Genomic DNA, 20646 nt, shown 5'->3' on the forward strand with positions numbered 1-20646 from the left:
ATTATTTAAGATGCTAATTTAATATTTTTTTTTACAAATAATATAAAAATCAAAAATTTATGATTTTAACTCTACTGTTTTAGAATCTCCTTCTACAACTACTTTAACTAATCCATGTTTAGACAATCCTTTCATTGCAGCATCCCATTTCTTTCCGCTTAATGCAGATCGCTCTTTTAACTGCCCTAAGGGCTGGTTGTTTTCTGCTTTCAACAAGCTAATGATAAACTTCTCCTCTTCAGATAATTCAACTTGCTTTTTTTCTGGTCGCATTTGAGGGAAAAACAACACTTCTTGTATCGACGCATTATTGGTTAAGAACATTATTAATCGATCCATTCCGATACCCAATCCTGAAGTTGGCGGCATACCGTATTCTAAGGCTCTTAGAAAGTCGTTATCGATAAATTGAGTCGCTTCATCGTCTCCGCGCTCAGCAAGCTTTAATTGCGCCTCAAATCGCTCTCTTTGATCAATTGGATCATTTAACTCCGAATAGGCATTTGCAATTTCTTTTCCACAAACCATCAATTCAAATCGTTCGGTCAATTCTGGATTATCGCGGTGTTCTTTACACAATGGTGACATTTCTTTTGGATAATCGGTAATAAATGTTGGCTGAATGAAATTTCCTTCACATTTTGCACCAAAAATTTCATCGATTAATTTTCCTTTACCCATCGTTTCATCCACATCAATTCCCAAGCTTTTAGCAGCTTCTAGTAACTGTGCTTCGCTCTTACCCGAAATATCAATTCCTGTAAAGTTTTTTATGGCATCGGTCATGGTTACTCTAGCATAAGGCGCTTTGAAACTTACTTTATGTTCACCAAAAACGACATCGGTGGTTCCGTTTACTTCTAGAGCGCAATGCTCTAATAAGTTTTCAGTAAATACCATCATCCAATTGTAGTCTTTGTAGGCTACATATATTTCCATTGCTGTAAATTCTGGATTGTGGGTACGATCCATACCTTCATTTCGGAAATTTTTTGAAAATTCAAAAACCCCATCAAATCCACCAACAATTAATCTTTTTAGATACAATTCATTAGCAATACGCATGTACAAAGGAATATCCAAACTATTGTGATGCGTAATAAATGGACGAGCTGCAGCTCCACCCGCTATAGATTGTAAAACTGGTGTTTCCACCTCCATATAACCCGCTGCGTTGAAATAATTTCGCATTGCGGTAAAAAGCTTCGTTCTTTTAATAAAAACCTCTTTTACTTGCGGATTTACAACTAAATCTACATAACGCATTCTGTAACGTAATTCAGCATCATTAAAGGCATCATGTACATTCCCTTCTTCGTCTGTTTTTGGCATTGGTAATGGACGCAGTGTTTTACTTAAAAAAGTGAAACCGTCTACACGAACACATTTTGCACCCACTTGTGTAGTGAACAATTCGCCTTCAATTCCAATAAAATCCCCTAAATCGGTTAGTTTTTTAAACACCTGATTGTAAGTAGTTTTATCTTCACCCGGGCAAATTACATCACGATTTAGATACAATTGCATTCTACCCTCGCTGTCCTGTAACTCTGCAAAACAAGCTTTACCTTGATCACGAACACTCATCAATCGTCCAGAAAGAACCACCTTCTTACCTTCTTCAAAACCTTCCTTTACCTGCTTAGAAGTATGGGTTACTGGAAATAAATTGGCTGGATAAGGATTGATTCCTAAAGCACGCAAAGCGTCTAGTTTTTCTCTTCTAATGATTTCTTGTTCTGAAAGTTGCATAGGATATTTTTTAAGCGTTCAAAGATAATAAAAGATTGGGTATTGTAGAATTATGAATTAATATTTTATTGATTTGATTGAATGTTAATGATAGTAAAAAAAATGCCTCACAAAGTGAGGCATTTAAAAGAATATTGATATTGAAGATTACTTCATTGACTCAACTTTAGCTTTCACCTCATCAATAGATCCTTCGAAAACTTGAGTGGTTGCTTTACCTTTTTCGGTAGTAATTACAGTAGCTTTTGCATTTCCTTTATCATTAACTAAAATTACCTTAACATTTTTTTCTTCTTTTTTCACACAACACGATTTTCCTTCTCCTTCTTTACATTCTTTTGGAGCAACGAATTTACCATTTTCATCATAATGCGATAAACACATTTCTTTTTCTTCTGGTGAGCATTTAAGACTATCGCACATTGCTGCACACTCGTCTTTAGTCATAGTAGCACATTTGCTCATATCACATTTCCCCATCATATTCTCTTCAGAACATGACGATTCCATTTTGATAACGCATTTCATTTCTTTTCCTTCTGGAGCAGTTCCGTTTCCTAAGATTGGAGCAATTACTAATCCAATTAAACAAGTTAATTTGATTAAAATGTTCATAGAAGGACCTGAAGTATCTTTAAATGGATCTCCAACTGTATCTCCAGTTACCGCTGCTTTATGCGCATCTGAACCTTTGTAAGTCATTTCTCCGTTAATTTCAACACCTGCTTCAAATGATTTTTTAGCATTATCCCAAGCACCACCTGCATTATTTTGGAACACAGCCCATAATACTCCAGATACAGTAACTCCTGCCATATAACCACCTAACATTTCAGCGATTAATTGGTTGTTATCTCCGTAAACTAATTTACCTAATAATACAATTGCAATTGGGAAACCAATAGTTAATACTCCTGGCAACATCATTTCTCTTAATGCCGCTTTAGTAGAGATTTCAACACATTTTCCATATTGAGGTTTTCCAGTTCCTTCCATAATTCCTGGAATTTCTTTGAACTGACGACGTACTTCATATACCATATCCATTGCAGCTTTACCTACAGAGTTCATTGCTAATGCAGAGAAAACTACAGGAATCATACCTCCAATAAACAACATAGCTAATACAGGAGCTTTAAAGATGTTGATTCCATCAATTCCTGTAAAAGTAACATAAGCAGCAAATAACGCCAATGAAGTTAATGCAGCGGAAGCAATTGCAAAACCTTTTCCTGTTGCAGCAGTAGTATTACCTACTGAATCTAAGATGTCGGTTCTTGTACGAACTTCTTTAGGTAATTCACTCATTTCCGCAATACCTCCTGCGTTATCAGAAATTGGTCCGAATGCATCAATTGCTAACTGCATTGCAGTTGTAGCCATCATTGCAGAAGCTGCTAAAGCCACTCCATAGAATCCTGCAAATGCATACGATGCCCAAATAGCACCAGCAAATAATAATACAGTTGGGAAAGTAGAAATCATTCCGGTAGCTAAACCAGCAATAACATTTGTTCCTGCTCCTGTTGAAGATTTTTGTACGATTGCCAAAACTGGTTTTGTACCTAAACCTGTATAATATTCTGTTACTGATGAAATAGCTCCACCAACAACTAATCCTATTAATGTAGCATAGAAAACACGCATTGAAGAAATTTGCTGAGCACCTTCTCCAAAGAATTCCATTGTCATTACTTTAGGCAACATAAAATCTACTAAGAAATAACAAGCAATTGCTGTTAAAATAATAGACACCCAGTTACCAATATTTAATGCTTTTTGAACTTGAGCTTCTTTAGCATCATCACTATTAATTTTTACTAACATGGTTCCGATGATAGAGAATAAAATTCCGAAACCAGCGATTGCCATTGGTAATAAAATTGGTCCGATTCCACCAAAAGCGTCCTCGATTTTACCACCCATATCTTTAATTACATAGTTACCAAGAACCATTGCAGCTAGAACTGTAGCAACATAAGAACCAAATAAATCGGCACCCATACCTGCAACGTCTCCTACGTTATCTCCTACGTTATCTGCAATAGTAGCAGGGTTACGCGGATCATCCTCAGGAATTCCAGCTTCAACTTTACCTACTAAATCGGCACCTACATCGGCAGCTTTAGTATAAATACCTCCACCTACACGAGCAAACAATGCAATAGATTCTGCTCCAAGAGAGAAACCAGCAAGAGTTTCAAGAACTTTGGTCATGTCTTCACCATTAGTCCAAGCTCCACCCATAAATATAGTATAGAAAATAATAAAAAATCCTGTTAAACCTAAAACAGCTAAACCAGCAACACCTAATCCCATTACTGTACCTCCTCCAAAAGAAACTTTTAAAGCTTGTGGCAAACTAGTACGAGCTGCTTGCGTAGTTCTTACATTAGTTTTAGTTGCAATTTTCATACCCATATTTCCCGCTAAAGCAGAGAAAAAGGCACCAAAAACAAATGCTACAACAATTAATAAATGTGTTTTAACTCCGTCGATTTGAGTAATCCCAGCCAAAACAACACTTGCTACAACAACAAAAATTGCTAATAAACGATACTCTGCTTTAAGAAAAGCTAAGGCACCTTCATAGATAAAATCTGAAATTTCTTTCATTTTTCCATCCCCAGCATCTTGTTTTAAAACCCAAGATCTTTTGATTGCCATAAAAGCTAATCCAATCAATGCCATTATTATAGGCACATAAATCATTATTGATTCCATAAATTTAAATGTTTGTTATAAATTTTATCGGCTGCAAAAATAACAATTTTTTAAGAACTAATGCAAATTGCGTAATTTAACTAGTAAAAAATATGCTAATTTTATATAGTTCTAAAAATAAAACCCAATTTGCGCCTTAATTGTAAAATTACTAGTTTCAGGAACATCGCGGTAGTTCCCTCTAAAACTAGCGTCTAATCGCAACACTTTGAAGATATTTCCAACTCCAAAACTATATTCCCAATACGGGTTGGTTGGTGCCTTATAAATTAATCCAGAGGCATTAAGAAGTTTGTTTTCAATAGAAATATCACCATAAACTGTTTTTACCCCAATTATTTCTCTCCAATTCAATTCTCTCATGAACGGGATTCTTGAAAATAATCTGCCTTGAAAATTATGCTCCCATTGTAATGTTGCATATCTATCGGAAACAAATTCATAAAAGTTCAAGTTGTTAAACGTGTTTTTTATATTGAAAAGCGTTTGATTACCTGGTATTACACTCATCAATCCTAAGGGAACATTTCCAAATGTTTTTCCTAATTCCATAGTCAAATTGGTTCTTCCTAAAGGACCAATTAATATAGGCTGCTTGTAAAATAATTGTACTTTACTGTATTCAAAATCACTATTAAATAACCCTTTAACCCCTTGACTTAAATTTAAAAATATTCTACTATATGGGCTATCAACAATTGATCGCTCTACGCCATATCCTGACGTTTTTTTATTGGGTGTGATCTCAATTTGAAATCCAACTTCTGATTGTTGTACTGAACTTTTTGTGGTAGTATGAGAATCATCTGTAAAATAATCCAATCGGAAAGCATCCGAAGCCGATTCTAATGTTTTATATGAAAGACTAGTTTCAAAAATTAAATTTTTCAAAGGTTCTATTTCAAAAGATATATTTGAAAAATTCACATTAGTTAATTTTCCATTTGCCCCAAAACTAAATAGACTTGAAGAAGCAAAACTCCTACCTAAAACATCATTAGAACTAGTTAAACTAGCACCAATTTGCTCTACATCCCTTCGATTACCTCCAGAAATTATGATTCTGTTTTTGGGTTCAATCATCCATTTACCAGAGAAACCATACTTAATTTTATTGTCATGAAATCCATAGGCAGTATACCCCTGTAAACGCCATTTATCATTATGCCCAAAATAAGTTCTACCTCCAACACGTAATCGCATTCCCTCTACTTCATTGTATCCAACAGTTGAAAATATAGGTCCATAATCAAACCAATCGTAATTAATATAACCACTACCGAGTATAGTGACCAAATTATACATTTGCTTAAATCGAGGCACCTTTTTCAAGGTATCAATTAATTTATAAACCCCAATCTCATCTTTGTTTAATTTTTCAAATCGGTTTTTCTCCCAATATTCATTATCTTTTTTAAATACTGAATTATCTAAAAAGTTCACTTCCTCTCTGTAAAACTTATCTGGTTTTGGCTCATTAAATTTATGGTTTCTAAATAATGTAGTTCGTTTTCCATAAACTCCTTTTGATTCTTCTTTTTTGCTAAAAGAAAAATCAGACATCATGTAATCACGAGTTAATAAGAATACCGAATCATTTTGAACATCAAACTCTTGTTCAATGAAAATATCTTTTACCCAATTAATATTGGCGCTTTTTGAAACGGCCATATTTATGGTTTTTATGGCAAAAGTGGTGTCATTTACCCAAAAATCTCCCTTGAAAGTAAGTTCGTTCTTCCTTCTTGGATAAAATTCAATATTAAAACACCATTTATTATCAATATAGGAACTATCTCTAAGTACATAATTGTAAACGTCAATACCTGTAGTTGATAGCGGACTTGTAAAACTTTTGTCGAAAAAAGTAAGGTGATTGTTATAAATATTGTAATCGTTATACAGGTCTTTCATGAAATTATTAACCCCTTCTCCATTACCTAATCCCGAGTTTTTATTCGCTTTTAATACGGCTTTTTCCTTATTAATTTTATTATCACCATACACATCATATAATGATTCATTAATAAAAACAGGCAAATAGGTTTTACCAGTTACCTTAGATGTATCCAACTTATTAAAAATAAATTCCATTCCTTTAAATACCTTGCTTTTCATAAAAGCACTATCAATGGTATTTAAATCAAATTCTATTTTTTCGTATTTTTCATATTGATACTGATTGAAAATACGAAGACCATTTTTTCTTTTACGCTCCCATATTTTTCTTAAAATAGCTAAAGCAGGATTGTTTTTTTTGGAAGTTTTTCCTTTATAAATTACCACGTCTTTCAAAACGATTTCGCTATCTAATATCACTTTAATATTATAGGTGACCGATTTTGAAAGCACCACATCCTTTGTAGTATATCCTGAAAAAGCAACTCTGAAAGCCGTGTATGTAGCATTTGATTCCAAATAAAACTTACCGTTCTCATCACACACTGTTCCTTCATTTGAACCTTTAAATACAAGACTCGCGTATGATATTGGTTTGTTTTTTTTATCCACAACTACCCCACTAACTTTAGTTTGTGCGATTAGAGCCATCGAAAAACAGAAGAAAAATAGGAAAGTTATTTTTTTAAACATAGGAATAGATACTAAATAAAAAAGCTTCATCTCGATTTCTCAGATGAAGCTTCAAATATAATAGAATATTATTATTTGTACATCACTTTTTTAACAGCTTTTACAACATCTGCTGCATTTGGCAACCATTCTTTTAATAAAGTTGGCGAATACGGCGCAGGCGTATCTGCAGTTGTGATTCTTTGAACAGGCGCATCTAAATAATCAAATGCTTTTTCTTGAACCATGTAAGTGATTTCTGAAGCAACACTTGCAAATGGCCAAGCTTCTTCAAGAACTACCAAACGATTGGTTTTCTTAACCGAAGTGATAATTGCATCATAATCCATTGGACGAACTGTTCTCAAATCGATAATTTCACAAGAAATACCTTCTTTTTCTAAATCATCTGCTGCAATATGTGCTTCTTTTATTATTTTTCCAAAAGAAACGATAGTCACATCAGTACCCGCTCTTTTAATATCGGCAACTCCTAGAGGAATAATGTATTCTCCTTCTGGAACTCCTCCTTTATCACCATACATTTGCTCACTTTCCATAAAAATAACTGGATCGTCATCTCTAATAGCAGCTTTCAATAAACCTTTCGCATCATAAACTGTTGAAGGAACAACAACTTTAAGTCCTGGAGTATTTGCAAACCAGTTTTCAAATGCCTGAGAATGCGTAGCTCCTAATTGTCCAGCCGAAGCAGTTGGCCCACGAAAAACCATTGGCATTGGGAATTGCCCAGCCGACATTTGACGCATTTTTGCTGCGTTATTAATAATTTGATCAATACCAACTAACGAAAAGTTAAAGGTCATGTATTCAACAATTGGACGACAACCATTCATTGCAGATCCTACCGCAATTCCAGCAAAACCTAACTCAGCAATTGGAGTATCAATAACACGTTTTGGTCCAAATTCATCCAACATACCTTTGGAAGCTTTGTAAGCACCATTGTATTCGGCAACTTCTTCTCCCATTAAATAAACAGATTCATCGCGACGCATTTCTTCACTCATCGCTTCAGCAATAGCTTCTCTAAATTGTATAGTTCTCATATTTTCTAATTTATTTATCGTCCTTTTCGCAGCCGAAGGACAATTTTGGATAGCAAAAGTAAAAATTTAAAATGATAAAAAAACATATTAAACTTAAATTATATCAATACAAATTAGCACTTTATAAAATCAATGAAAGCAAATGAATGAAGCGGTCTTCAGCGAAATCGATATAATAGGGATAATTTAAGATAATTTTATATGCACGCATATTAAAATTAGAAATATATTTTATACTTTTACAGACAGAAAAAATTAAAATCTATACCATGAAAATATTAGTTTGTATAAGTCACGTACCCGATACAACTTCCAAAATCAACTTTGTTAATAGCGATTCTGAATTTGATACCAATGGCGTACAATATGTAATCAACCCAAATGATGAATTTGGCTTAACAAGAGCAATTTGGTTTCAAGAGCAACAAGGTGCAACGGTAACTGTTGTAAATGTTGGTGGAGCCGATACCGAACCAACGCTAAGAAAAGCGCTAGCAATTGGTGCAAATGAAGCAATTCGTGTGAATGCAAATCCAACTGACGGTTTTTTTGTTGCAAAACAATTAGCTGAAGTAGTTAAAACCGGAGGTTACGATCTAGTAATTTGTGGAAAAGAATCGTTAGACTACAATGGCGGAATGGTACCTGGAATGCTAGCAGGCTTATTGAATTACAACTTTGTAAATTCGTGTACTGAATTAACGATCGATGGAAATTCTGCGAAAGCAGCAAGAGAAATTGACGGAGGAAAAGAAATTATTTCTGCTGGTTTACCATTAATTATTGGTGGTCAAAAAGGATTAGTTGAAGAAAAAGATTTACGTATTCCAAACATGCGTGGCATCATGACTGCACGAACTAAAGTTCTTACTATTCTAGAGCCTATAGGAGCCGAAAATCAAACTAAAATTGTAAAATTTGAAAAACCTGCCGCTAAATCAGCTGTAAAATTATTTGCTGCAGATGATCTTGACGGATTAGTAAACGCACTTCATAACGAAGCAAAAGTTATTTAATTTCAAAATTTATAATTCAACATTTAAAATAAAATAAAATGTCAATAGTAATATACGCAGAATCATCCGAAGGGAAAATTAAAAAAGTAGCTTTTGAATTAGCCTCTTATGCAAAAAAAATAGCAGATTCTATAGGAACTTCAGTTACTGCAGTAACCATAAACTGTTCTAACACTTCTGAATTATCTAAATACGGAGTTTCAAAAGTAGTAAAAGTAAACAACGATAAATTAGCCAACTTTAATGCAAAAGCCTATGCCGATGTATTAAAACAAACTGCTCAAAAAGAAGGAGCTAAAGTAGTGGTTCTTTCTTCTACCACAGATAGTTTGTATTTAGCACCGTTAGTTTCTATTGGTTTAGAAGCAGGTTTAGCAAGTAATGTTGTAGGATTGCCAATTTCTACCAGTCCATTTCAAGTAAAAAGAACAGCATTTTCAAATAAAGCTTTCAACATTACCGAAATCGCAACCGACATAAAAGTACTTTCAATCAGTAAAAACTCATTCGGATTAGTTGAAAATTCAACTTCATTAACTGAGGAAGATTTCAATCCGAGTTTAAATGATGCCGATTTTTCTGTAAAAGTAGAATCAGTAGAAAAATCATCAGGAAAAGTTACCATCGCAGATGCCGATGTAGTAGTTTCTGGTGGGCGCGGAATGAAAGGACCAGAAAATTGGGGAATGCTAGAAGAATTAGCATCCGTTCTTGGTGCTGCAACTGCATGTTCTAAGCCAGTTTCTGATATTGGTTGGCGCCCTCACAGCGAACACGTAGGGCAAACAGGAAAACCTGTAGCAACCAATTTATACATAGCCATCGGAATTTCTGGAGCCATCCAACACATTGCCGGAATCAATTCTTCTAAGGTGAAATTAGTTATCAATACCGACCCAGAAGCTCCTTTCTTTAAAGTTGCAGATTACGGAATTGTAGGCGATGCCTTTGATGTGGTTCCTCGTTTGACTCAAAAATTAAAAGAGTTTAAGGCGCAAAACAGCTAAATCAAAACCAAATAAATAATTAATAAGCTATCCGAATAAAATTTTAGATAGCTTATTTTTTTGTTTTCAAAAGCAAAACTTTTTTGTTACTTTGCAAAGCCTTTTCCTGCTTTACGCAGTATCTTTATTGTTATAAAGAAAAACAATAAAGGATACTTGCTGCAATCAGGGCTAAGAATCAAACAAAGGAATGCATAAGTATTATTTCATTAAATTACTTCGTTCCTCGCAATGACAAAATTATGAGTTTAGTAAAACTAACAATTAAAGGGATATCTTACAGCCAAACGCAAAACGGTGCTTACGCATTGATTTTAAATGAGGTGGATGGCGATCGAAAACTACCAATTGTTATTGGTGCATTCGAAGCGCAATCTATTGCTATTGCTTTAGAAAACGAAATCAAGCCACCACGCCCGCTAACTCATGATTTATTTAAAACCTTTGCGGATCGATTTGACATACTAGTCAAACAAGTAATCATACACAAACTAGTTGATGGCGTTTTCTTTTCAAGTATCATCTGTGAGAGAGATAAAATAGAAGAAATTATTGATGCCCGAACTTCAGATGCTATTGCCCTTGCATTACGATTTCAGGCACCAATTTTCACCTATCAAAATATTCTAGAAAAAGCAGGTTTTTATAACACTGCCGATTCTGAAAGTAACACCACCATGGAAGATGGCTCACTTACAGAACCTGAAACATTTGGAGCTGAAGAAGAAAATCAATCGCCGTATAAAAAATTGAGTTTGTTTGAATTGCACGATCAGTTAGAGGTTGCAGTTCAAGAAGAAGATTATGAAAAAGCAGCTAGAATTAGAGACGAGATTTCAAAGAGAGAGGACACTAATCTAGAACCAAATATTTAATAACTAAGACCCAGAACCCTTTACCCAATAATCCAAAATGAAACAATACCACGACTTAGTAAAACATGTTTTAGAAAACGGAACCCAAAAAGGTGATCGCACAGGAACCGGAACAAAGAGTGTATTTGGCTACCAAATGCGTTTTGACTTAAGTGAAGGTTTCCCAATGGTAACAACTAAGAAACTGCATTTAAAATCAATTATTTATGAATTGTTGTGGTTTTTAAAAGGCGATACCAATATTAAATATTTACAAGAAAATGGGGTTAAAATTTGGGATGAATGGGCAAATGAAAATGGAGATTTAGGTCCTGTTTATGGACACCAATGGCGCAATTGGAATAGTGAAGAAATAGATCAAATTACCGAATTAATTGAAACCCTAAAAACCAATCCAAACAGTAGAAGAATGCTGGTTTCTGCATGGAATCCATCGGTTTTACCAGATACATCCAAATCTTTTGCAGAAAATATTGCCAACGGAAAAGTAGCTTTGCCTCCTTGCCATGCTTTCTTCCAGTTTTATGTTTCGGAAGGAAAATTATCGTGTCAATTGTACCAAAGAAGTGCCGATATTTTCTTGGGCGTACCTTTTAATATAGCGTCTTACGCCCTACTTACTATGATGATTGCACAAGTATGCAACTTAGAGGCAGGCGATTTTATTCACACTTTTGGCGATGCACACATCTACAACAACCATATTGAGCAACTTGAATTACAACTTTCAAGAGATTGTAGAGCGTTACCTAAAATGATTATCAATCCAAATATCAAAAATATTTTAGATTTCGATTTTGATGATTTTACTTTAGAAGGTTACGATCCGCACCCACATATTAAAGGTGCTGTTGCGGTTTAATTCAATTCTACTATGATCACACTTATTGCTGCGGCAGCCGAAAATAATGCGTTAGGAAAAGACAATGATTTGCTTTGGCACTTACCCAATGATTTTAAGCGATTTAAAGAAATAACCTCGGGACATCACATCATCATGGGGAGAAAAACATTTGAAAGTTTTCCAAAACCTCTGCCTAATCGAACACATATCATAATCACTCGTCAAAAAGAATACCTCGTTGAAAATTGTATTGTGGTGCATTCACTTGAAGAAGCTATAGCTATTGCCCCGCAAAATGAGGAAGTTTTCATCATTGGTGGTGCCCAAATCTATGAGCAATCCATTCCATTGGCAGATAAAATTGACCTAACACGCGTGCATACAAGTCTAGATGCCGATGCTTTTTTTCCAGAATTTAATGCTTCTGAATGGAATTTAGTTTTTTCTGAAAAACATTTCAAGGATGAAAAACACCAATACGATTTCACCTTTGAGACTTATTTAAAAAAATAAGCAGTTCCATTTATTATTTGTATTTTTGCGCGATTAAAAGCACCCGTAATAATGTCAAAAAATGTTACTCCTTACAAAGATTCTACTTTAGGAAAAAAAGAGCAGGTTACTCAAATGTTTGATACAATTTCTGGAAATTACGACGGTTTAAACCGAGTAATCTCTTTTGGAATTGATGTGAAATGGCGAAAAAAAGTACTGCAATTGGTTGCTGCCAAAAATCCTGAAACCATTTTAGACATTGCTACAGGAACCGGTGATTTAGCTATCTTAATGGCTAAAACAAATGCAAAAAATATTATTGGACTAGATATTTCGGCAGGAATGCTTGAAGTAGGCAAAAAGAAAATTGCTGAAAAAAAATTAGATTCGGTTATTGAAATGGTTTTAGGCGATAGTGAAAGCATGCCTTTTCCAGATAATCATTTTGATGCAATTACTGTGTCTTTTGGAATTCGTAATTTTGAAACGCTAGAAAAAGGACTTCAAGAAATTTTAAGAGTATTGAAACCAGAAGGAATCTTTGTGATTTTAGAAACTTCCGTACCCGAAAAAGCACCGTTCAAACAAGGATACTATTTATATACAAAATACATATTGCCTGTAATTGGCAAGCTGTTTTCTAAAGACAATGTGGCCTACGGTTATTTATCCGAATCGGCATCTGTTTTTCCATATGGAGAAAAGTTGAACAATATTTTAAGAAAAATTGGGTTTATAGATGTGGTAGCAATGCCGCAAACATTTGGTGTAGCAACAATTTATTCGGCAACCAAAAAATAACTCTCCTTTCTTAACGATTGGAATAACTGCATTATGAAGAAACTTTTATATTCACTTTTTCTAATTTTAAGTTTGCAACTAACCGCGCAAACTAAAGGGATCTTTTCAAGTGACCCAATAATAAATTTAGAGAATTTTGACAAGCAAAAAGTTTACTTTGGTTATTATTTGGGATTCAACACATATGATTTTAAAATCGATTATTTAAACAACCCCAGTAAAGACATTTCGGTTACCACTTCTACAGGATTTAATGTGGGAATTGTTGGCGATTTAAGACTACAAGAATACATTAACATCCGTTTTGAACCGGGCTTATATTATACCCAAAGGAATCTTTATTATAGCGGGTTTACAAGACAAATAGATGCCGAAAGAGAAATTCGTTCTACCTATATTGACTTTCCTTTATTGGTAAAATTTTCATCTAAAAGAACAGGAAATATACGACCATATCTTGTAGGTGGTGTATCCGCTACTTTGAATTTAGCCAGTAATTCTAAATCTACTGACGATAATTACCAACAAAAATTTCGCTTAAAACCTTGGACACAAAATTACCAAATTGGTTTCGGAATAGATTTTTTCTTAGAATACTTCAAATTCTCACCATCAATCCGCGGAGTCTTTGGATTAAATGATGAATTAATTCGTGATAATAACCCAGACAGCCCATGGACTGGTAATATCGATGCGATGAAAACCAGAGCCATCTTTGTGAATTTTACCTTTCACTAAACAGTGCTTCGCTTAAATTCACTTAAAAATATTGCGGTTGCTGTGGCAACATTCAAACTTTCAGTTTTTTGAATTTTTCCAAATCTTGGAATCGCCAATCTTGTAGTAACTAAATTTTCAATAGCGCTTGAAATCCCGTTTGCTTCATTACCTAAAATCAGGACACCTTCATTTGGTAGATTTTTTTGATAGATGTTTTCACCGTCCATAAAAGTTCCAAATACAGGAAGTCTGGTTTCACTAATTTGTTTTTCAAGATCCAAATAACGCACTTTTACTCTTGCCAAAGAACCCATTGTTGCCTGAACTACTTTAGGATTGTACAAATCAACCGTTTGTTCATTACACCACAATTGTTCAATTCCATACCAATCGCACAAACGAATAATAGTACCTAAATTTCCAGGATCTCTAACAGCATCTAAAGCCACAATCAATCCGGAAGAAGCCATTAATTCAGGCTCAGGAATTTGAAATAATGCCAAACAATTATTAGGTGTCGCTAGATAAGAAATTTTCTTTAATTCGGCTTCAGAAATGAGCGACTTTGAGTCGTTTTTTATGTTTTCAAAAATAGATTCAGTAACAAATAAATGTTCTAAGACAAAATTAGAATCCAGCAATTCCTGAATTACTTTCACCCCTTCGGCAATAAATAATTTGTGAAGTTGTCTGAATTTTTTTTGCTGTAAACTCGTAATTAGTTTAATTTGGTTTTTACTAACCATAAAAAAATGTACTTTTGGATTAAATTTTGCATCTTTTGAAAAAACACCTTACAAAAATATCATTAATTATTGTAATTCTGCTCTTATTTGTTGCTTGTAACACAACAAAACGAGTTGCCGAAGGAAAACGTTTGTTGATGAAAAACGAAATTTCGGTGGATGGCAAAGAAATTAAAGACGAGAATTTGTTTTTTCAATTGTATCAAAAACCTAACAGTTCTATTTTAGGTTATCGATTACGTTTAAATTTATTCAATTTATCAAAACCAAATGCTGATTCTACATATGCCATTTGGCTTAATAAAAAACCAAAAAGAAAAGCGCGCCTTGCTAAACTGCTATCTCAAAAACAAGTTGACCGACTTGGAAAATCCTTTTTAGTTTCCGGATGGAGTGACTTTTTAATCAATACAGGTGAAGCGCCTGTAATTTATGATTCAACCTATACCAAAAAATCTTTAAAAAGACTAGAAGCCTACTACTATAACAAAGGGTATTTTGATGTAAAAGCCAATTTTACAAGCGACACCACATTGAAGAAAAAAACCAATATCAAATACCAAATTGCATTAAAAAAACCTTATTTAATCGATAGTATTTCCACTCAAATTGGAAGCCCTGCCTTAGATTCATTATATAAAGCAAAGGTTGCAAACTCAATTATTAAGAAAAACAAGCAATATGCTACAGAAAATTTAGAGGAAGAACGAAATAGAATCACCACCGAATTTAGAAATAACGGCGCCTATTTATTTCAACAAAATTACATTTCATATGCTTTAGACACCATTAATACTAGCAAAAAAGTAAATGTAAAATTAATCGTAAAAGATTATTCTTATAGGGAGAATGATTCCTCAAAAACGGCTCCATTTGAATTGTATAAAATCAGTAAAGTGGCCATTTACACCGATCGATCCACCAATAAAGTAGAAGCTCCTATTAAAGACAGCGTGCAGTATAAAGATTTTATGCTTTACAGCGAAAAAAAATTAAAATACCATCCAAAATCAATTACTAACTCGGTTTTCATTACCAAAGGAAGTTTGTTTTCGGACACAAATACCCAACTAACAACCAAATATTTAAGTAATTTAAGAGTTTTTGATTATCCAGCAATTGAATATAAAATTGACCCAAAAGACAATAAATCTTTAATTGCCAACATTTATTTAAAGCCTAGAGACAAATTTAGTTTTGGTTATTCTGCTGATTTTATCCATTCAAACATTCAAGATTTTGGTATTTCGGGAAACACCTCACTTGGAATTCGTAATGTATTTAATGGTGCTGAAACGTTTCAAATTGGATTCAGAGGTAATGTTGGTGCATCCAAAGACTTGGCAAATCCAAAAAACAATTTCTTTAATATTTCGGAAATTGGGGTAGATGCCAAATTGAGTTTTCCTAGACTATTTTTCCCATTTAATTTAGATAAAATTATTCGTAAAAGTATGATTCCTTCCACTACTATTAGTGTAGGTTATGCAAAACAAACTAATATTGGTTTAGACAAACAAAACTTCACCAGTTCGTTTTCTTACAATTGGTCTCCCAAAACTAATTCTACTTTTAGACTGGATCTTTTTAATATTCAATATGTTAAAAATTTAAATACAGGAAATTATTTCAATATTTACCAATCTTCCTACAATGCATTAAATGCTATTGCAAATAATTATCCAACGGTGAACCAAAATTATTTCACAAACGACACCCATCAACTAACTATTGAAAATGGAACCAACGGATTTACAGCAGACGCCTTAACTAATCCGAGTGGATATTCAATAACTGAAACCGATTTAAAATCGATTCGAAGCATTGAAGAACGAAGAAAAAGATTAACCGAAAATAACCTGATTTTTGCCACAAGCATTAGTTATTCTCAAACCACAAAAAAAGACCTTACCGACAATTCGTTTCATGCTTTCAGAACCAAATTTGAATCTGCGGGGAATTTCCTTTCACTTTTAGCAAGGGTTTCCAAACAGTTAAACAAGCAAGGAGGCGCAGATACATTTTTTGAAGTAGAATATTCTCAATATTTAAAAGGTGAATTTGAATACATCAAACACTGGCCTTTGCCTGGAAAAAAAGTTTTCGCAATTCGAAGCTTTGCTGGATTAGCTGTTCCTTATGGAAACTCTAAGAGTATTCCGTTTTCTCGAAGTTATTTTTCGGGAGGCTCAAATGATATTAGAGCATGGCAACCTTATAGTTTAGGTCCCGGAAAAAGTGGTGGCTTGAACGATTTTAACGAAGCCAATTTAAAACTAACTTTAAGCGCAGAGCTTCGTTTTAATTTATTTGGAAAATTTAATGGTGCTCTATTTGCTGATGCAGGAAATATTTGGAATGTACTTGACAACACAGAAGATGATTCGTATACATTCAACGGAATTTCTTCCCTAAACACCATTGCTTTAGGCACAGGAACTGGAATTCGTTACGATCAAGGCTTGTTTGTTGTTCGTTTTGATTTTGGATTTAAAACTTACAATCCTGCGAATTCAGAAAATGAAAAATGGTTTAAAGAGATAAATTTAGCCAAGTCGGTATTAAATATTGGTATAAATTATCCGTTCTAATTTTAGAAATTATTACTTTTGTAAACTTAATTTAATTACATAAACAAAACATGTCACACAATATTAAACCGGGAGTTGCTACAGGAGATGAAGTTCAAGCAATTTTTGCCTATGCTAAAGAAAAAGGATTTGCATTGCCTGCAGTAAATGTAACAGGATCCAACACTATAAATGGAGTATTAGAAACAGCAGCAAAATTAAATGCACCTGTTATTATTCAATTTTCTAATGGTGGTGCCCAATTTAATGCTGGAAAAGGACTTTCAAATGCTGGTGAAAAAGCGGCTATTGCTGGTGGTATTGCGGGTGCAAAACACATCCATACTTTGGCTGAAGCTTACGGTGCAACTGTTATTCTTCATACCGATCACTGTGCAAAAAAACTTTTACCTTGGATTGACGGTTTATTAGATGCATCTGAAAAACACTTTGCAGAAACTGGAAAACCATTGTTCTCTTCCCACATGATTGACTTATCGGAAGAGCCAATTGAAGAAAATATTGAAATTTGTAAAACCTATTTAGCTCGTATGAGTAAAATGGGAATGACATTAGAAATAGAACTTGGAATTACGGGTGGTGAAGAAGATGGTGTAGACAATTCTGATGTAGATAGCTCTAAATTATACACCCAACCTTCAGAAGTTTCTTATGCTTATGAAGAATTATCAAAAGTAAGTCCGCGTTTTACAATTGCAGCTTCATTTGGAAATGTTCACGGAGTATACAAACCAGGTAATGTAAAATTAACTCCAAAAATCTTGAAAAATTCTCAAGATTATGTTCAAGAAAAATTTAAAACCGGTGCAAATCCGGTAGATTTCGTTTTCCATGGAGGATCGGGTTCAACATTAGAAGAAATTAGAGAAGCTATCTCATATGGAGTTATTAAAATGAACATTGACACCGATTTACAATTTGCTTTCACCGAAGGTATTCGTGATTATATGGTGAATAATATTGAGTATTTAAAAACTCAAATTGGAAATCCAGAAGGTGCTGATGCTCCAAATAAAAAATATTACGATCCAAGAAAATGGGTTCGTGAAGGAGAGGTAACTTTCAACACAAGATTGGAGCAAGCATTTGCTGACTTAAACAATGTAAACACACTTTAAAAATTACGAATTACGAAATTTTCATAATTCATAATTTATAATTCATAATTATAAACTATGGCTTGGTTTAAAAGAACAGAAAAAGGTATTACTACCGCTACAGAAGACAAGAAAGATGTACCAAAAGGACTTTGGTATAAATCACCTACAGGTAAAATTGTTGATGCCGATGAGTTGGAACGCAATCTATGGGTAAGTCCAGAAGATGGTTTTCACGTTAGAATTGGAAGTAAAGAATATTTTGAAATCTTATTTGACAATAACGAATACAAAGAATTAGATGCCAAAATGACTTCTAAAGATCCGCTTGGATTTGTAGATACTAAAAAATATTCTGATCGATTAAAAGACGTAATGGACAAAACCAAATTGAAAGATGCGGTTAGAACAGGATTTGGAAAATCAAAAGGAAAAGACCTTGTGGTGTGCTGTATGGATTTTGCTTTTATTGGAGGATCAATGGGAGCTGTAGTTGGAGAAAAAATTGCTCGTGGAATTGATTATTCAATCAAAAATAAAGTACCGTTTGTAATGATTTCCAAATCGGGAGGTGCTCGTATGATGGAAGCCGCTTATTCGTTAATGCAATTAGCAAAAACATCGGCTAAATTAGCGCAATTAGCCGAAGCTAAAATACCGTATATTTCTTTATGTACTGACCCTACAACAGGAGGTACTACGGCATCTTATGCAATGCTTGGAGATATAAATATTTCTGAACCTGGAGCGTTAATTGGTTTTGCCGGACCTCGTGTTGTTCGTGATACAACAGGTAAAGATTTACCGGAAGGATTTCAAACTGCAGAGTTTGTTTTAGAGCATGGCTTTTTAGATTTTATTGCTCCAAGAAAAGAATTAAAAGACAAAATCAATTTATACATCGACTTAATCTTAAATCAAGATATTCGCTAATTGATATTTTATTGGATAACAAAAAACCCACAAAGTACTTTGTGGGTTTTTCATTTATTTGAATTACGTTTACATTCCACTTCGAATTGCTTCCACCGGATCTAACTTAGATGCCGATATTGCAGGCAAGATTCCGGCAATTAAGCCAATTAATATTGCCAATCCCGATCCCAGCATTATATTTGAAAAACTCAAAACAAACTCAAAGTCGAGCATTTTAGTTAATCCTAAAGCAATAAACCAAACTAATAGTATTCCGATTAACCCGCCAATCAAACATAAGATTACCGCTTCAAATAAGAACTGAAACAAGATAAATCGGTTTTTAGCACCAAGTGATTTTTGAATTCCAATTAAATTGGTGCGTTCTTTCACAGAAACAAACATAATGTTTGCCACTCCAAAACCACCTACAAGAAGCGAAAAACCAGCTATTATCCAGCCTCCCAAATTCATGTTAGCTATAATTCCGTCTAATAAATCGGTGAAACCTGATAATACATTGATGAAGAAATTATCAATTTCTCCTGTTTTAAGCCCTCTAAATGCTCTAAGTTTCTGAGATAATTCTGCTTTAAAAGCATCCATATCAATCCCTTTTTGAGGCTTAATAACAATAACAGGCGTCATCGAATTGTTGTTTTCTCCATACAATCTTCGTAAGAAATTTACTGGAATAAACACCGAAGTATCGTTACTATCGCCAAACATTCCGGCACCTTGTTTTTTCAATACTCCAATAACCGTAAACCGTTGACCGTACAAACGCACTTGCTTTCCAATTGGATCAACATTTTCAAAAAGACTGTTTGCTAATTGATCTCCAATTACAACTACTTGTGCCCCCGAATTGGATTCGGATTCATTATAAAATCTGCCTTCGGCAAATTCCAAACCTTGAATATCAATAAACTCATGCGAAACTGGAACTACATTCACATTACTCACCGATTTGGTTTCGTATTTTAAGGTTTCCATTTTTACAAATAACTGAAAGCACATTTCTTGTGCGTCCGGCATATTTGCTTTTAAATATTCATATTCTGTATATTTTACATCTGGAAATTGCTCTCTTTTCCATTTCGGAATTTCAGAGGGACCAAAAGAACCTTGAAATAAATAAATGGTATTTTTATCTAAACTACTTAGATCTTTTTTGATTTTTCTATCCAATGAATCCACCGCGGCAAGGACTGCGATAATAGAAAAAATACCAATAGTTACCCCAAGCAACGAAAGTAGCGTTCGCAACTTATTGTTTCGCAAAGCATTCATAGCAAAACCAAAACTTTCTTTAAGTAAACGAAGGTAAACTAACATAATGGTAGTATTTGTAAGTCAAATTTAGTGCATTAGTAATTAGAAAGACGCATTTGTTACACAAAAATCAAATAAATTACCTGG

Annotated in this window: 16 protein-coding genes; 10 read left to right on the forward strand and 6 right to left on the reverse strand. The window is 34.0% G+C overall.

All coding sequences use genetic code 11. The annotated features are described in order from the left end of the window. Positions 1-57 precede the first annotated feature (57 nt). From lysS to ACKOWY_RS08645, 4 genes are all read right to left on the reverse strand, one after another. The gene (gene lysS / locus ACKOWY_RS08630; RefSeq protein WP_408941036.1) at positions 58-1752 is read right to left on the reverse strand and encodes a lysine--tRNA ligase; all 1695 of its coding nucleotides are present in this window, start codon (positions 1750-1752) and stop codon (positions 58-60) included. Positions 1753-1899: 147 nt separating this feature from the next. Then, on the reverse strand, positions 1900-4476 hold the full coding sequence (locus ACKOWY_RS08635; RefSeq protein ID WP_408941037.1) for a sodium-translocating pyrophosphatase: 2577 nt from the start codon (positions 4474-4476) through the stop codon (positions 1900-1902). Between the two features lie 111 nt (positions 4477-4587). Further along, positions 4588-7026, reverse strand: a complete 2439-nt coding sequence (locus tag ACKOWY_RS08640; RefSeq protein ID WP_408941038.1) for a DUF5686 family protein — start codon at positions 7024-7026, stop codon at positions 4588-4590. A gap of 113 nt (positions 7027-7139) precedes the next feature. Further along, entirely contained in the window at positions 7140-8168 is a 1029-nt protein-coding gene (locus tag ACKOWY_RS08645; protein ID WP_408941085.1) for a pyruvate dehydrogenase complex E1 component subunit beta, read from the reverse strand. A 218-nt stretch (positions 8169-8386) separates the two neighbouring features. Between ACKOWY_RS08645 and ACKOWY_RS08650 the strand changes: the two genes are divergently transcribed. From ACKOWY_RS08650 to ACKOWY_RS08680, 7 genes are all read left to right on the forward strand, one after another. Continuing rightward, positions 8387-9133, forward strand: coding sequence for an electron transfer flavoprotein subunit beta/FixA family protein (locus ACKOWY_RS08650; RefSeq protein WP_408941039.1), 747 nt, complete (start codon positions 8387-8389; stop codon positions 9131-9133). Positions 9134-9171: 38 nt separating this feature from the next. Continuing rightward, positions 9172-10140 carry an electron transfer flavoprotein subunit alpha/FixB family protein gene (locus ACKOWY_RS08655; RefSeq protein WP_408941040.1) on the forward strand — a complete coding sequence of 323 codons (969 nt, stop codon included), beginning with the start codon at positions 9172-9174 and terminating at the stop codon, positions 10138-10140. 242 nt (positions 10141-10382) lie between these two features. Beyond that, entirely contained in the window at positions 10383-11015 is a 633-nt protein-coding gene (locus ACKOWY_RS08660; RefSeq protein WP_408941041.1) for a bifunctional nuclease domain-containing protein, read from the forward strand. Between the two features lie 37 nt (positions 11016-11052). Continuing rightward, positions 11053-11877 carry a thymidylate synthase gene (locus tag ACKOWY_RS08665; RefSeq protein ID WP_408941042.1) on the forward strand — a complete coding sequence of 275 codons (825 nt, stop codon included), beginning with the start codon at positions 11053-11055 and terminating at the stop codon, positions 11875-11877. Positions 11878-11889: 12 nt separating this feature from the next. Next, positions 11890-12372, forward strand: coding sequence for a dihydrofolate reductase (locus tag ACKOWY_RS08670; protein ID WP_408941043.1), 483 nt, complete (start codon positions 11890-11892; stop codon positions 12370-12372). Between the two features lie 51 nt (positions 12373-12423). Beyond that, complete coding sequence (gene ubiE, locus ACKOWY_RS08675; RefSeq protein ID WP_408941044.1) at positions 12424-13155, forward strand: bifunctional demethylmenaquinone methyltransferase/2-methoxy-6-polyprenyl-1,4-benzoquinol methylase UbiE; 732 nt, start codon at positions 12424-12426, stop codon at positions 13153-13155. Between the two features lie 33 nt (positions 13156-13188). Then, on the forward strand, positions 13189-13893 hold the full coding sequence (locus ACKOWY_RS08680; RefSeq protein WP_408941045.1) for a porin family protein: 705 nt from the start codon (positions 13189-13191) through the stop codon (positions 13891-13893). Here ACKOWY_RS08680 and ACKOWY_RS08685 read toward each other — a convergent pair. Next, on the reverse strand, positions 13890-14621 hold the full coding sequence (locus ACKOWY_RS08685) for a TrmH family RNA methyltransferase (protein ID WP_408941046.1): 732 nt from the start codon (positions 14619-14621) through the stop codon (positions 13890-13892). The two genes, ACKOWY_RS08680 and ACKOWY_RS08685, sit on opposite strands and share 4 nt — an antisense overlap. A 35-nt stretch (positions 14622-14656) precedes the next feature. On the opposite strand from ACKOWY_RS08685, the gene ACKOWY_RS08690 reads away from it, so the two are divergent. From ACKOWY_RS08690 to accD, 3 genes are read left to right on the forward strand one after another with little or no spacing between them, the layout of a single operon-like run. Then, entirely contained in the window at positions 14657-17212 is a 2556-nt protein-coding gene (locus tag ACKOWY_RS08690; RefSeq protein WP_408941047.1) for a BamA/TamA family outer membrane protein, read from the forward strand. Positions 17213-17262: 50 nt separating this feature from the next. Next, positions 17263-18330, forward strand: a complete 1068-nt coding sequence (gene fbaA, locus ACKOWY_RS08695) for a class II fructose-bisphosphate aldolase (RefSeq protein WP_408941048.1) — start codon at positions 17263-17265, stop codon at positions 18328-18330. Positions 18331-18387: 57 nt separating this feature from the next. Next, positions 18388-19242 carry an acetyl-CoA carboxylase, carboxyltransferase subunit beta gene (gene accD / locus ACKOWY_RS08700; protein WP_408941049.1) on the forward strand — a complete coding sequence of 285 codons (855 nt, stop codon included), beginning with the start codon at positions 18388-18390 and terminating at the stop codon, positions 19240-19242. A gap of 69 nt (positions 19243-19311) precedes the next feature. Here the strand turns inward: accD and ACKOWY_RS08705 are convergent, their stop codons facing one another. Next, complete coding sequence (locus ACKOWY_RS08705) at positions 19312-20562, reverse strand: ABC transporter permease (RefSeq protein ID WP_408941050.1); 1251 nt, start codon at positions 20560-20562, stop codon at positions 19312-19314. Between the last annotated feature and the right edge of the window lie 84 nt (positions 20563-20646).

Origin of the sequence: Flavobacterium sp. (genome assembly GCF_046073885.1) — a bacterium.
Lineage (GTDB): Bacteria > Bacteroidota > Bacteroidia > Flavobacteriales > Flavobacteriaceae > Flavobacterium.

Excerpts from the sequence above, each read along its gene's own strand:
- ACKOWY_RS08650 (WP_408941039.1), top strand. The coding sequence starts at position 8,387 with ATGAAAATATTAGTTTGTATAAGTCACGTACCCGATACAACTTCCAAA.
- ACKOWY_RS08685 (WP_408941046.1), bottom strand. The coding sequence starts at position 14,621 with ATGGTTAGTAAAAACCAAATTAAACTAATTACGAGTTTACAGCAAAAA.
- fbaA (WP_408941048.1), top strand. The coding sequence starts at position 17,263 with ATGTCACACAATATTAAACCGGGAGTTGCTACAGGAGATGAAGTTCAA.
- ACKOWY_RS08640 (WP_408941038.1), bottom strand. The coding sequence starts at position 7,026 with ATGGCTCTAATCGCACAAACTAAAGTTAGTGGGGTAGTTGTGGATAAA.
- ACKOWY_RS08680 (WP_408941045.1), top strand. The coding sequence starts at position 13,189 with ATGAAGAAACTTTTATATTCACTTTTTCTAATTTTAAGTTTGCAACTA.
- ACKOWY_RS08660 (WP_408941041.1), top strand. The coding sequence starts at position 10,383 with ATGAGTTTAGTAAAACTAACAATTAAAGGGATATCTTACAGCCAAACG.
- ubiE (WP_408941044.1), top strand. The coding sequence starts at position 12,424 with ATGTCAAAAAATGTTACTCCTTACAAAGATTCTACTTTAGGAAAAAAA.
- ACKOWY_RS08705 (WP_408941050.1), bottom strand. The coding sequence starts at position 20,562 with ATGTTAGTTTACCTTCGTTTACTTAAAGAAAGTTTTGGTTTTGCTATG.
- ACKOWY_RS08670 (WP_408941043.1), top strand. The coding sequence starts at position 11,890 with ATGATCACACTTATTGCTGCGGCAGCCGAAAATAATGCGTTAGGAAAA.
- ACKOWY_RS08655 (WP_408941040.1), top strand. The coding sequence starts at position 9,172 with ATGTCAATAGTAATATACGCAGAATCATCCGAAGGGAAAATTAAAAAA.
- ACKOWY_RS08665 (WP_408941042.1), top strand. The coding sequence starts at position 11,053 with ATGAAACAATACCACGACTTAGTAAAACATGTTTTAGAAAACGGAACC.
- lysS (WP_408941036.1), bottom strand. The coding sequence starts at position 1,752 with ATGCAACTTTCAGAACAAGAAATCATTAGAAGAGAAAAACTAGACGCT.
- ACKOWY_RS08635 (WP_408941037.1), bottom strand. The coding sequence starts at position 4,476 with ATGGAATCAATAATGATTTATGTGCCTATAATAATGGCATTGATTGGA.
- accD (WP_408941049.1), top strand. The coding sequence starts at position 18,388 with ATGGCTTGGTTTAAAAGAACAGAAAAAGGTATTACTACCGCTACAGAA.